We start from the raw sequence: 13,506 nt of genomic DNA, 5'->3' as shown, positions 1-13,506 counted from the left end.
CTCCGGGACGTCGTGGACGGGCGGCGGAGCGCCCGGGCGGATCAGCGGGCGCCGGCCGCGGCGGCCTCGCCGCCGTTGACGCGGCCGAACTCCCGCGAGTACTGCTCGGTGAGATCGCTCGGCACCGTGTCCGGGACCAGCAGGCCCTCGGCGTAGGCCAGGCGGTCCGCGACCTCGCGCAGCATCTGGGACATCGGGATGTCGAGAGCGGCGCAGATCGACGCGAGCAGCTCGGAGGAGGCCTCCTTCTGGCCGCGCTCCACCTCGCTGAGGTAGCCGAGGGAGACGCGGGCGCTGTGGGAGACCTCTCGGAGGGTGCGTCCCTGGCGCTGTCGAACGCTGCGCAGAACCTCACCGATCTCCTGGCGGAGTACGCCCATCTTCATGTCCTTCGTCTCGGTGCTGTCGTCGTCGTCCAGTCCCACGTCCTTCCAACGGACGACGCCATTGACGGACACGGGTTGCTTCGTCATGTGAATCGCTTGTCTCCTCGTGTGTGCGGCAGCTTCACCGCCTGCTGCGGACGGTGTCCCGGCGCCGGCCGGTCGACATCTTGACTTCGATCGGCTCAACTCGAGCCTGCGATCATTGCTAACCCCGCTGACGGTTCCATTCTTCCCCGCAAGGGGCGATTTTTCACTGGGAGTTGGCTGGGAGCACCAGGGCCGCGGTGAGCCGCTCCAGTGCGGCGCGCACGGCGGCCGCCCGGATCCCGGCCCGGTCCCCCGACGCGACCAGTTCGTGGACGGCGGAGCCGTCCGGACCGGCCACCCCCAGGTAGACGGTGCCCACGGGCTTGCCGTCGTGCGGCTCGGGGCCGGCGGCGCCCGTCGTGGCGACGGCCCACTCCGTGCCGAGGCGGCGGCGGGCGCCCTCCGCCATGGCGACCGCGACGTCCGGGTCGACGGAGCCGCGCTCGGCGAGCAGCCGCGCGGGGACGCCGAGGACCTCGGTCTTGACCCGGTTGGCGTAGGCGACGACGCCGCCCTCGAAGCACGCCGAGGCGCCCGGCACGTCGACGACGGCCGCGGCCAGGGCGCCGCCGGTGAGGGACTCCGCGGTCGCGATGGTGACGCCCCGGCGCACGGCCTCCTCGACGAGCGCCCGGGCGGCCGGCTGCGGCTGCCTCACGCCGCGTCCCGCTCGGCCAGCGCCCGCCGCCGCAGCTGCCCCGCCTTGACGACGTAGTCCACGCCGGTCACGACCGTGACCACGAGGGCGGCGCCCATGGCCGTCCAGCCCAGCCACGGCCACCACGCGCCGACCAGCGGCACCAGCGGCAGCAGCAGGAGCAGCAGGGCGACGGTCTGCAGCACCGTCTTGAGCTTGCCGCCCTTCGAGGCCGCCATGACCCCGTAGCGGATGACGACGAAGCGCAGCAGCGTGATCCCCCACTCCCGGACGAGGATCACCACGGTCACCCACCACCACAGCTCGCCGAGCATGGAGAGCACCACGAAGGCCGCGCCCGTGAGGAGCTTGTCGGCGATGGGGTCGGCGATCTTGCCGAAGCTCGTGATCAGTCCGCGCGCCCGGGCGATGTCGCCGTCGAGCTTGTCCGTGTACATCGCGACCGCGAAGACCACCAGGGCGGCCCACCGCATGCCGAGCGAGTCCTCCCCCTGGGTGCCCCCCGCCCACAGGAACCAGACGAAGAAGGGCACCAGCACGATGCGCAGGGCGGTCAGCGCGTTCGGGAGGTTCAGGTTGGACGCCGGGTCCGCGGGGCTCATCGGGTGCTCGCTTCCTGGTGGGTCGGGTCGGGTCGGCTCAGCGGCCGGTCAGCTGCCAGGCGTCCTCGGAGCCCTCGGGGTCCTCGGCGCCGTCGCCGTGGTCGGTCGCGGTCCGGGCCAGCGACGCCTCGACCGGGTCCTCGCCGTAGTCCACCGAGCCGCCGGACCCGGCCGCCGGTGCCGGGGGCTCCTCGCCCCGGATCACGGCGAGGGTCGCGGCGAGGTCGTCGGGCTTGACGAGCACGTCCCGCGCCTTGGACCCCTCCGAGGGGCCGACGACGCCGCGGGACTCCAGCAGGTCCATGAGCCGGCCGGCCTTGGCGAAGCCGACGCGCAGCTTGCGCTGGAGCATGGAGGTCGACCCGAACTGGGTGGTCACCACGAGCTCGGTGGCCTGCAGCAGGACGTCGAGGTCGTCGCCGATGTCCTCGTCGATGGTCTTCTTGGGGGCCTCCTGCACCACGTCCTGGCGGTAGTGGGCCTTCATCTGGCCCTTGACGTGGTCGACGACCTCGTGGATCTCCGACTCGGAGACCCACGCGCCCTGCACGCGCATCGGCTTGGAGGCGCCCATCGGCAGGAACAGGGCGTCGCCCTGGCCGATGAGCTTCTCGGCGCCCGGCTGGTCCAGGACCACGCGGGAGTCGGTGACCGAGGACGTCGCGAACGCCATCCGGGAGGGCACGTTGGCCTTGATCAGCCCGGTGACCACGTCCACGGAGGGACGCTGCGTGGCGAGCACCAGGTGGATGCCGGCGGCCCGGGCGAGCTGGGTGATCCGCACGATCGCGTCCTCGACGTCACGCGGGGCGACCATCATGAGGTCCGCGAGCTCGTCCACGATGACGAGCAGGTACGGGTACGGCCGGATCACGCGCTTCGAGCCGGGCTCGGGCTGGACCTTGCCGTTGCGCACGGCCTTGTTGAAGTCGTCGACGTGCTTGTACCCGTAGTGCGAGAGGTCGTCGTAGCGGGCGTCCATCTCCCGCACGACCCACTGCAGCGCCTCGGCGGCCTTCTTGGGGTTGGTGATGATCGGGGTGATCAGGTGGGGCACGCCCTCGTAGGCGGTGAGCTCGACCCGCTTCGGGTCGACCATGACCATCCGCACCTCGTCCGGGGTGGCCCGCATCAGCAGCGAGACGATCATCGAGTTCACGAAGCTCGACTTGCCCGCACCGGTGGCGCCGGCGACGAGCAGGTGGGGCATCTTCGCGAGGTTGGCCACCACGTAGCCGCCCTCCACGTCCTTGCCCACGCCCATGACCATGGGGTGCTCCGTCTTGCGGGCGTTGTGCGAGCGCAGGACGTCGCCCAGGGACACGGTCTCGCGGTCGGTGTTCGGGATCTCGATGCCGATCGCGGACCGGCCCGGGATCGGCGAGAGGATCCGCACGTCGGCGGAGGCCACGGCGTAGGCGATGTTCTTGGACAGCGCCGTGACGCGCTCGACCTTCGTGCCGGAGCCCAGCTCGATCTCGTACCGGGTGACGGTGGGTCCGCGGGAGAACCCGGTGACCACCGCGTCCACGTTGAACTGCTCCAGCACGCTCGTCAGGGCGGCGACCACGGCGTCGTTGGCCTCGGAGCGCTCCTTCGGCGGGGGGCCCTGCACGAGCGCGCCGGGCACGGGCAGGGAGTAGGCGATGTCGCCCTCGAGCTTGAGCTGCTCCGCCCGGGCGGGGATGGGCGACTCGGGGGTGTGGGTGCGGGCGGTGACGGACGTGGAGCCGGTGGGCTCGGCGGCCACGTCCTCGAGCGCCGGGGACCCGGAGCCCGCGGCGGTGTCCGCCGCCGGCTCGAGGCCCTGCTCCCGGCGCAGCCGGCGGGCGGCGAGCTGCTCCTGGGTCGGCCGCTTCTGGCCCGGCCGCGGGCCGTCGCCCGGCTCCAGCTCGGCGGCGGGCGCCGGCTCGGCGGTCCCGGCCGCCGCCGCGGCCCCCGCGGCGGCCCGCTGCCGGGCGGCGCGCGCGGAGTCGACGTCGAAGACGCGGGTGGGAGCCTGGCCGTCGGCGGCCTCCTCGTCGACGACGGCGCGCTCGAAGGCCTCGTCCCCGCGGTAGCCGTCGAGGGCGCGCCGCTCGGCCTCCGCCGCCTTGCGCTCGCGGCGCTTCTCGCGCCGGGTCTTGGCGGCCTCGGCGCGCGCGGAGTGCTCGTCCAGGTACGAGCGGTCGTGCCGGGCTGCGGACACGTCGGTCGCCGAGACCGGTCCGTCCTGGCCCATCAGCCGCCAGTAGCCCTGCCGCAGTCGGGGCAGGATGAGGTTCACGGGGGTCGCGGTGACCACGAGCACCGACAGGAACAGGGCGGCGACGAAGACGGCGCCGGCCCCCACCGGGGTGATGAGGGCGCTGAGCGGGTCGGCGGCGAGGAAGCCCACGTACCCGCCGGCGCCGCGGAGGGCGTCCTGGCCCTGGCTCGGGGACGGTTGCCCGAGGAGTACGTGCGCCATCCCCGAGCCGGCGACGACGGCGGCCCCCAGCCCGATGGCGATGCGGTTGTTGGCCGCGGTGTCCTCGGGGTGGCGGAAGCGGCGCAGCGCGAAGCCCACGAGGGGCAGGGGCAGCACCAGGGCCACCCAGCCGAAGGTCCCGGCGAGGACCTCGTGCACCGCGACGGCGGGGACCGCCAGCCACGGCACGGACGCCCCGGGCAGGTTCCACCACTCGACGGCCGCGGCGAGCAGCCCGAGCAGCAGCAGGAACAGGGCGCCCCCGTCCCGCAGCGACTCCGCGGGCACGTCGGTGCGCAGGGTCCCCATGCGGCGCACGGCGCCGCCGACCACGTGGGCGAGTCCCATCCAGACGCCCCCGACGACGCGGGCGCACCACGCGAGGGCGGCGCCCAGTCCGTGCAGCACGCGCGGGGAGCTCTCCGCGGGCGCCGAGGAGCCCCGCCCGGCGGTCGACGGACGGCGGGTGGACGTGGACCGGCTGGATCCCGACGACCGCGCAGAAGACGTGCTGTTCTTGCCACGCGACGTCGAGGCGCCCTTGCGGGCAGGGGAAGTACGAGTCGCCATGCTCCCAGGGTAGACCACGGTCTCCCCCCGCCGGCGGTGCCGCACGGGGGCGGGACCGGGTGCTCAGGCCTCGATAACGACCGGGACGATCATGGGCTTGCGGCGCAGCTTGCGGCTCACCCACGAACCGATGGTGCGGCGCACCACCTGCTGGAGCTGCTGGGTGGTGTGGTTCTTGCCCGAGTGGTTGATCGCCTCCTCGAGGGCGGCGGTGATCCTCGGCTTGATGTCGTCGAAGACCTCGTCGTCCTCGGCCACGCCGCGCGCGTGCACGTCCGGGCCGGAGACGACCTTGCCGGTGTCGCGGTTGACCACGGTGATCACCGAGATGAAGCCCTCCTCGGCCAGCACGAGGCGGTCCTTGAGGTCGGCCTCGGTGATGGTGCCCACGGAGGAGCCGTCCACGTAGACGTCGCCGCACTCGACCTGGCCGGTGATCCGCACCTCGCCGGCGGCCATGTCCACCACGGTGCCGTTCTCCGCGAGCAGCACGTGGTCGGTGGGGACGCCCGTCTCCTCCGCCAGCCTGCCGTTGGCCACGAGGTGGCGGACCTCCCCGTGCACCGGCATGACGTACTCGGGCTCGACGATGTTGTAGCAGTACAGCAGCTCCCCGGCGGCGGCGTGCCCGGAGACGTGGACCTTGGCGTTGCCCTTGTGCACGACGTTCGCGCCCAGGCGCATGAGCCCGTTGATGATCCGGAAGACGGAGTTCTCGTTGCCCGGGATGAGGGAGGACGCGAGGATCACGGTGTCGCCCTCGGTGAGCCGGACCTTGTGGTCCCCGTTGGCCATCCGGGACAGCGCGGCCATCGGCTCGCCCTGGGAGCCGGTGCACATGATGACCAGCTGGGAGTCCGCGTGGTCGTCGATCCGCTTCTGGTCCACCAGGGTGCCCGGCGGGACCTCGAGGTAGCCGAGCTTCTCGGCGATGGTCATGTTGCGCACCATGGAGCGGCCCAGGAAGACGACCTTGCGCCCGTGCTCGGCGGCGGCGTCGAGCACCTGCTGCACGCGGTGGACGTGCGACGAGAAGGACGCCACGACCACGCGCTTCGGGGCGCGGCCGATCACGTCCGCGAGGACGGGGCCGATGTGCTTCTCCGTGGGGGTGAACCCGGGGACCTCGGCGTTGGTGGAGTCGGTGAGGAACAGGTCCACGCCCTCCTCCCCCAGCCGGGCGAAGTGGCGCAGGTCGGTGATCCGGCCGTCGAGGGGCAGCTGGTCCATCTTGAAGTCGCCGGTGTGCAGGACGGTCCCGGCCCTCGTGCGCAGGAACACGGCCAGTGCGTCCGGGATGGAGTGGTTGACGGCCACGAACTCGCACTCGAACTCGCCGAGCCGCTCGACCTGGCCCTCCCGCACCGCCATGGTGTACGGCTTGATCCGGTGCTCCTGCAGCTTCGCCTCGATGAGCGCGAGCGTCAGCCGCGACCCGATCACGGGCAGGTCGGGTCGGCGCTTGAGCAGGTACGGGACCGCTCCGATGTGGTCCTCGTGGCCGTGGGTCAGCACCACGGCCACGACGTCGTCGAGCCGGGCGATGATGTGGTTGATGTCGGGCAGGATCAGGTCCACGCCCGGCTGGGTCTCCTCGGGGAAGAGGACGCCGCAGTCGACCACGAGCAGCTGCCCGTTGATCTCGAACACCGTCATGTTCCGTCCGACCTCCCCCAGCCCGCCCAGCGGCACGACGCGCAGGACGTCCTTGCCGAGGGCGGGGGGAGCCGCCAGGTCGGTGTGCCACTGGGTCATGGGACCCCTTTCGTCAGTCGATGGTCTCGAGGAGCGTGTCGGCGACGACCGAGCCCTGCAGGTCCGCGCGGATCAGCGCGGCCTCGGCCTCCGTCGGGGGGACGAGCGGGAGCCGCACGGTGCTGTGGGGCAGCCGGCCCTGCCACCGGAGGATCGTCTTCGCCGCGACGGCGCCGGGGGCGCGGGTCATGGTGGCCCGGACCACGGGCTCGAGCTCGAAGTTGATCCGCTGGGCCGCGTCCAGGTCCTGGGCGCGGATCGCGTCGACGAGCGCCCGGTACCGGGAGGTGGCCACGTGGGTGGTGACGCCGACGAGCCCGGAGGCGCCGATGGCCATCCAGGGCAGGGTCAGCCCGTCGTCGCCCGAGTAGTAGAGCAGGTCGGTCTCGGCCAGCACCCGGGTCGCGGCCGTCAGGTCCGCCTTGGCGTCCTTGACGGCCACGATGTTGGGGTGCCCGGCGAGGGAGATCAGGGACTCCGTGGCGATCGGGATGCCGGCGCGGCCGGGGATGTCGTAGAGCATGATCGGCACGTCCACGGAGTCGGCGAGGCTGCGGAAGTGGGCCTCGACCCCGGCCGGGGAGGGCTTGTTGTAGTACGGGGTGACGATCAGCAGCCCGTCCATGCCGATCTTCTCCGCGGCGCGGGAGAGGTAGCGGGAGTGCTCCGTGTCGTTGGAGCCGGTGCCCGCCAGCAGGGGCACGCGGGAGCCGACGGCGTCCTTGACCGCGCGGAACACGGACAGGTTCTCCTCGTCGGTCATGGTCGAGTACTCGCCCGTGGTGCCGCACACCACGAGGCCGTCGCAGCCGTCGTCGACGAGCTGCTCGGCCATGGCCGAGGTGGCGTCCAGGTCCACGGAGCCGTCCTCGGCGAAGACGGTGATCATCGCGGTGAGCAGCGTCCCGAACAGGGGCTCGGACCGGGTCGGGGGCAGGTCGGCGGAGGAGGGCGAGGCGTTGGCAGTCATGGGTGCCAGGTTACCGTCTCCGCGCCGGGGGCACCGGCCGGCGGGCGGCGTGCGCCCGCCGCGGGGCTCAGGCCCCGCCCTCGCCCGGGGGGTCGGCGGGCGCCACGCCGCGGGCGGCGCGCCCCTGGGAGAGCGCCACGGCGTCCCGCATCGCGGAGCGGGCCCGGGTCCGGTCCCCCGCCGCCGCGTAGGCCAGGGAGAGCCGGTACCAGTTGCGCCAGTCGCCCGGGTCCGCCTCGGTCTGCGCCCGGTAGGTACCGAAGCGCTCGTCGGCGGCCTCGCGCACGATGCGCCCGCCGGGGGTGCGCGGGAGGTCGTCCGGCGGCAGCCCGCCCTCCTCGTGCAGGGTCCGGCCCAGCTGCTCGGTCCGCACGCCGAACAGGATCTCGCGCACCAGCGCCCACACGCCCACGGCCGGCAGCACGAGCATGGCGACGCCGAAGGCCTTGGCGATCCAGCCCTCCGTGCCCAGCAGCAGCACCGCCCGGTGCAGGCTGAGGCCGAGGTAGACGACGAGCAGCGTGACCATGGCCGCGGCGAGCAGCTTCGCCTTGCTCGTGGACTCCAGGAGCGTGAAGACGCCCGCGAAGACGAGCACGGCGAGGATCCACAGCTTCGAGCCGCCGGGGATCGGCAGCAGCCACAGGGTCAGCAGGGCCGCCGCGAGCAGCCCCCAGATCCAGGCGCGGAACGAGCCCATCGGCGCTACAGCCCCAGGTCGAGGTAGCCCTCGAGCCCGTGCGTGAGCCCCGGGTGGGAGCCCACCTCGCGGACGCCGAGCACCACGCCGGTCATGAAGGAGATCCGGTCGAAGGAGTCGTGCCGGATGGTGAGCTGCTCGCCGACGCCGCCCAGCAGCGTCTCCTGGTGGGCGACGAGCCCGCGCAGGCGCACGGAGTGCACCCGGACGTCCTCCACGAGCGCGCCGCGGGCCCCGTCCGGGTCCTGCTCGGTGGCGTCCGGCGACGGCGCGACCCCCGCGGACCGCCGCGCCTGCCCGACGAGGGCGGCGGTGCGGGCGGCGGTGCCCGAGGGGGCGTCCACCTTGTCCGGGTGGTGCAGCTCGACGATCTCCACCGACTCGAAGAACCGGGCGGCCTGCGCGGAGAAGCGCATGGCCAGCACCGCGCCGACCGAGAAGTTGGGGGCGACGAGCACGCCCACCCCGGGGTGCTCGTCCAGCAGCACCTCGAGCCGGTCCAGCCGCTCGGCGTCCCAGCCGGTGGTGCCCACGACGCAGTGCATGCCGTGCTGCACGGCGAAGCGGACGTTGGCCTCCGTGGCGGAGGGGACGGTGAGGTCGACCACGACCTCCGCGCCGGCGGCGACCAGGGCCTGGAGGGAGTCCTCCCGGCCGAGCTCGGCGACGAGCTGGAGGCCCTCCGTGCGGCGCACCGCCTGCACGGCCTCGTTGCCCATCCGGCCGCGCGCGCCGAGCACGGCGACGCGCAGCTCGGCGGGGGCGGGCGGCGGGGCGTCGGGGGTCACGGGGGCGGTGCGCTCGGTCATGGCTCCAACTCTAGGTCACGGGACGGGCACGTCCGCCGCCGGGGACCCGGGCGGCGGCACGGGGTCAGCGGCGGGTGGGGGCCACGATGGTGGTCACGACGGGTCCCTCGGCCAGCCACCCGGCGAGCTCCCGGACCTGCTCCGGTGCCACGGAGCGGACCCGGTCCAGGGACTCGTCGATGTCGAGGAACTCCCCCGACTTCAGCTCCGCGGAGCCCAGCCGGGACATCCGCGAGCCGGTGTCCTCGAGGGCGAGGACGGTGCCCCCGCCCAGTTGGCCCACGACCTTGCGCAGCTCGTCGGCCCCGATGCCGTTGCGGGCGAGCGTCTCCAGCTCGCCGGTCATGAGCGCCACGACCTCGTCGGTGCGCGCGGGCAGGCACCCGGCGTACATGCCGAAGTAGCCGGCGTCCGAGTAGGCCCCGGAGAAGGAGAACGTGCTGTAGGCCAGGCCCCGCTTCTCGCGGATCTCCTGGAAGAGCCGGGAGGACATCCCGCCGCCCAGGGCGGCGTTGAGCACGGTCATCGCGAAGCGGCGGTCGTCCCCGGCCACGAGCCCGGGCCGGCCCACCACCACGTTGGTCTGCTCCACGGGCCGCTCCAGGAAGTGCTCTCCCCAGTCCGGGTCCAGGGGCGCGGGGGTGCGCTCGCGGCGCGGGAGGGGTGCGGCGGGCACGGCGGGGTCCCAGCCCGCGCGCTCGAGCGCCTCGGCGACCAGGGCGACGACGACGTCGTGGTCCAGGCCGCCGGCGGCCGTGACCACGAGGCCCTCGGGCCGGTAGTGGCGGCGGTAGTGCTCGACCACGGCGTCGCGGGGCACCGCGAGGATCTCCTCGGGGGTGCCGCCGATGGGCCGGCCCAGGGGGTGCGCCCCCAGCACGCGCTGGGTGAACTCCTCGAAGGCGACGTCCTCCGGGTCGTCCTTGTCCATCGCGAGCTCCTCGAGGATGACCCCCCGCTCCCGCTCCAGCTCGTCCGGGTCCAGGGCGGCCGACGTCACCATGTCGGTGATGACGTCGATCGACATCGGCAGGTCCTCGGCGAGCACGCGCGCGTAGTAGCACGTGTGCTCCTTCGCCGTGGCCGCGTTGGACTCCCCGCCCACCTCGTCGAAGGCCTCGGCGATCTGCAGCGCGGAGCGGCGCCCGGTGCCCTTGAACAGCAGGTGCTCGAGGAAGTGCGTGGAGCCCAGCCGTCCCGGCTGCTCGTCCCGGGAGCCGACGCCGACCCAGAAGCCGACCGTCACGGCCCGCTGGGCGGGCATCCGCTCGGTGAGCACCCGGGTGCCGCACGGCAGCACCGTGCGGCGGACCACGTTGCCGCCGGCGCCCTCGTGCAGGGTGTGGCTGAAGCCCGCGGCGGACGTGCTCAGGGCCGCGGCCGCCGCGGAGGGGGAGGTGCGGGGAACCGCCGAGAGGCGGGCGCCCGGGCCCGGGGTGCTCCCCGGGCCGCGGTCACCCGCCTCCAGCGGCAGATCGACTGCCGTCATCCAGCTGTGCTGCTTTCTTCTGCTCGTGCGGTGCCGTGTCCGGTCGGGACCGGCTCAGGCCTCGGTGGCGTCGTCGTCGTCCTCGGGGAGGTCGTCGGTCCCGCCGGCGACCACGGGGGCCAGGGAGAGCTTGCCGCGGTCGTCGACCTTGGTGATCTCCACCTGGACCTTCTGGCCCACGCCGAGGACGTCCTCGACGTCGGTGACGCGCTTGCCCTCGTTGAGCTTGCGCAGCTCCGAGATGTGCAGCAGGCCGTCCTTGCCGGGGGTGAGGGACACGAAGGCGCCGAAGGTCGTGGTCTTGACCACGGTGCCGAGGTAGCGCTCCCCGACCTCGGGCACCTGCGGGTTGGCGATCGCGTTGATCGCCGCGCGGGCCGCCTCGGCCGAGGGGCCGTCGGTGGCGCCGATGTAGACGGTGCCGTCGTCCTCGATCGAGATGTCGGTGCCGGTGTCCTCCTGGATCTGGTTGATCATCTTGCCCTTGGGGCCGATGACCTCGCCGATCTTGGAGACGGGGACGGTCACGGAGATCACGCGCGGGGCGAACTCGCTCATCTCGTCCGGCTGGTCGATGGCCGCGTTCAGCACGCCGAGGATGTGCAGCCGGGCCTCGCGGGCCTGGGTCAGCGCGGCGTCCAGCACCGACGAGGGGATCCCGTCGAGCTTGGTGTCGAGCTGGATCGCGGTCACGAACTCCGCGGTGCCGGCGACCTTGAAGTCCATGTCGCCCAGCGCGTCCTCGGCGCCCAGGATGTCGGTCAGCGCGGCGTAGCGGGTCTCCCCGTCCACCTCGTCCGAGACCAGGCCCATGGCGATGCCGGCCACCGGCGCGCGCAGGGGCACGCCGGCGTTGAGCAGCGACAGGGTCGAGGCGCAGACGGAGCCCATCGACGTGGAGCCGTTGGAGCCCAGCGCCTCGGAGACCTGCCGGATCGCGTACGGGAACTCCTCGCGGGAGGGCAGCACCGGGGTGATGGCCCGCTCGGCCAGCGCCCCGTGGCCGATCTCGCGGCGCTTCGGGGAGCCCACGCGACCGGTCTCGCCGGTGGAGTACGGCGGGAAGTTGTAGTGGTGCACGTAGCGCTTGTGCTTGACGGGCGACAGCGAGTCGATCTGCTGCTCCATCTTGAGCATGTTCAGCGTGGTCACGCCCATGATCTGGGTCTCGCCGCGCTCGAAGATCGCGGAGCCGTGCACGCGGGGCAGGACCTCGACCTCGGCGGTGAGCTGGCGGATGTCCGTCAGGCCGCGGCCGTCGATGCGGACCTGCTCGGTGAGGATGCGCTGGCGCACGGTCTGCTTGGTCAGCGCCTGGTAGGCGCCGTTGACCTCGTCGCGACGGTCGGCGAAGGGCCGGCCCTCACCGGTCAGCTCGGCCAGGGTGCTGCGGTGCAGCTCGTCGGTCGCGGCCTCGCGCTCCTGCTTGCCGGCGATCGAGTACACCTCGGCGAGCTTGGTGCCGACGGAGGCCGCGACGGCCTCCTGGACGTCGTCGCCGAAGCCGCCGAAGCGGGGCAGGTCCATGGCCGGCCTGCCGGCGCGGGCCTTCAGGTCGGCCTGGGCGTCGCACAGGGCCTTGATGGCCGGCTTGGCGGCCTCGAGGCCCTGGGCCACGAGCTCCTCGGTGGGGGCCACGGCGCCGTTGTTCTTGATCAGGTTCCAGGAGTTGTCGGTGGCCTCGGCCTCGACCATCATGATCGCGACGTCCTCGGAGCCGTCCTTGCCGGTCACGACGCGGCCGGCCACGGCCATGTCGAACACGGCGTTCTCGAGCTGCGAGTGCTTCGGGAACGCGACCCACTGGTGCTGACCGTTCTCGCCGGCCATGAGGGCCACGCGCACGCCGCCGACGGGGCCCTGGAAGGGCATCCCCGACAGGGTCGTGGCCATCGACGCGGCGTTGATCGCGACGGTGTTGTAGATCTCGTCCGGGTTGATGGACAGGATCGTGACGACGACCTGCACCTCGTTGCGGATGCCCTTGCCGAAGGCGGGGCGCAGCGGCCGGTCGATGAGCCGGCAGGTGAGGATCGCGTCCGTGGAGGGGCGGCCCTCGCGGCGGAAGAACGAGCCCGGGATGCGCCCGGCGGCGTACATCCGCTCCTCGACGTCGACCGTCAGGGGGAAGAAGTCGAAGCCCTCGCGGGGGGACTTGCCCACCGTGGTGGCCGCGAGCATGGTGGTGTCCTCGTCGATGGAGACGAGGGTGGCGCCGGCGGCCTGCTTCGCGAGCCGGCCGGTCTCGAAGCGCACGACGCGCTTCCCGTAGGAGCCGTTGTCGATGACGGCTTCGGCGTACTGGATCTCGGGACCCTCCAAGGGTCACCTCCGTTTCGTGTCGGCGGGACCGTCCGCGCGTCACCCGGTCTTCGATCGAGATCCACGGAAGGTCCGGTGCCGCGGGGGCCGTCCGGTGTCCGGAGATCACTACCGAGGACCGCGAATGATCGGCGCGGTGGCCCCGTCTGGTGTTCGATGGTGCTGTCTCTGGTGGTGCGGGTGCGACCGAGCGGCTGCTGTGCCGTGCGGGCGCGGTGGCCGGCGGTGGCCGCCCGTCGCCGGGCGGGCACCGCCGGGTGCCGACTAGCGGCGCAGGCCGAGCCGCTCGATGAGCGCGCGGTAGCGCGTGATGTCGGTGTCGCGCAGGTAGGTCAGCATGCGGCGGCGGCGACCGACCAGGGCCATGAGGCCGCGGCGGGTGTGGTGGTCGTGCTTGTGCTGCTTGAGGTGCTCCGTCAGATCGGCGATCCGGCGGGTCAGGACCGCGATCTGGACCTCGGGCGAACCGGTGTCGCCCTCGTGGGTCGCGAAGTCCTTGATGATCTCCTGCTTGATGGCGGCGTCGAGTGCCACGTGTAACTCCGTTCGAGTCAGTACCGTGCGGCCCGGGCGACGGGCTCGTCGCCGGGTCCCGGGGCGTCCCGGGGGTCCGACAACCACGGACTGCAGTCGGACCGCCGTCCAGTCTAGCGGACCCGGCCGCGCCGCCCCACCCCCGGGCGGCGCGGCGCGCTGCGCTGGGACTCCC

Annotated in this window: 11 protein-coding genes; all 11 read right to left on the bottom strand. The window is 73.0% G+C overall.

Going from position 1 to position 13,506, the window contains the following annotated elements; translation table 11 throughout:
• Positions 1-41: 41 nt before the first annotated feature.
• Positions 42-473 carry a helix-turn-helix domain-containing protein gene (locus ACFU0Y_RS12435; RefSeq protein ID WP_380214837.1) on the bottom strand — a complete coding sequence of 144 codons (432 nt, stop codon included), beginning with the start codon at positions 471-473 and terminating at the stop codon, positions 42-44.
• Between the two features lie 163 nt (positions 474-636).
• Entirely contained in the window at positions 637-1,131 is a 495-nt protein-coding gene (locus ACFU0Y_RS12430; RefSeq protein WP_380214835.1) for a CinA family protein, read from the bottom strand.
• A complete protein-coding gene (gene pgsA / locus ACFU0Y_RS12425; protein ID WP_380214834.1) occupies positions 1,128-1,733 on the bottom strand; it encodes a CDP-diacylglycerol--glycerol-3-phosphate 3-phosphatidyltransferase in 606 nt (201 codons plus the stop codon). The genes ACFU0Y_RS12430 and pgsA overlap by 4 nt, the downstream gene beginning before the upstream one ends.
• Before the next feature lie 37 nt (positions 1,734-1,770).
• Entirely contained in the window at positions 1,771-4,752 is a 2,982-nt protein-coding gene (locus ACFU0Y_RS12420) for a DNA translocase FtsK 4TM domain-containing protein (protein ID WP_380214833.1), read from the bottom strand.
• Positions 4,753-4,815: 63 nt separating this feature from the next.
• Positions 4,816-6,507 carry a ribonuclease J gene (locus ACFU0Y_RS12415; RefSeq protein WP_380214831.1) on the bottom strand — a complete coding sequence of 564 codons (1,692 nt, stop codon included), beginning with the start codon at positions 6,505-6,507 and terminating at the stop codon, positions 4,816-4,818.
• Between the two features lie 13 nt (positions 6,508-6,520).
• Positions 6,521-7,477, bottom strand: coding sequence for a 4-hydroxy-tetrahydrodipicolinate synthase (dapA, locus tag ACFU0Y_RS12410; protein WP_380214830.1), 957 nt, complete (start codon positions 7,475-7,477; stop codon positions 6,521-6,523).
• A 67-nt stretch (positions 7,478-7,544) separates the two neighbouring features.
• Positions 7,545-8,177 carry a hypothetical protein gene (locus ACFU0Y_RS12405; protein ID WP_380214829.1) on the bottom strand — a complete coding sequence of 211 codons (633 nt, stop codon included), beginning with the start codon at positions 8,175-8,177 and terminating at the stop codon, positions 7,545-7,547.
• A 5-nt stretch (positions 8,178-8,182) separates the two neighbouring features.
• The gene (gene dapB / locus ACFU0Y_RS12400) at positions 8,183-8,986 is read right to left on the bottom strand and encodes a 4-hydroxy-tetrahydrodipicolinate reductase (protein ID WP_380214828.1); all 804 of its coding nucleotides are present in this window, start codon (positions 8,984-8,986) and stop codon (positions 8,183-8,185) included.
• Between the two features lie 64 nt (positions 8,987-9,050).
• Entirely contained in the window at positions 9,051-10,475 is a 1,425-nt protein-coding gene (locus tag ACFU0Y_RS12395) for a M16 family metallopeptidase (protein ID WP_380214827.1), read from the bottom strand.
• A 54-nt stretch (positions 10,476-10,529) separates the two neighbouring features.
• Positions 10,530-12,797, bottom strand: coding sequence for a polyribonucleotide nucleotidyltransferase (locus tag ACFU0Y_RS12390; protein ID WP_380214826.1), 2,268 nt, complete (start codon positions 12,795-12,797; stop codon positions 10,530-10,532).
• A gap of 264 nt (positions 12,798-13,061) precedes the next feature.
• Positions 13,062-13,331 (bottom strand): 30S ribosomal protein S15, encoded by a 270-nt coding sequence (gene rpsO, locus ACFU0Y_RS12385; protein WP_380214825.1) that lies wholly within the window; start codon positions 13,329-13,331, stop codon positions 13,062-13,064.
• Positions 13,332-13,506: the final 175 nt, after the last annotated feature.

It is taken from the genome of Kocuria sp. NPDC057446, assembly GCF_042802875.1.
GTDB lineage: Bacteria > Actinomycetota > Actinomycetes > Actinomycetales > Micrococcaceae > Kocuria.
This window is presented reverse-complemented; position numbering and strand designations above follow the sequence as displayed.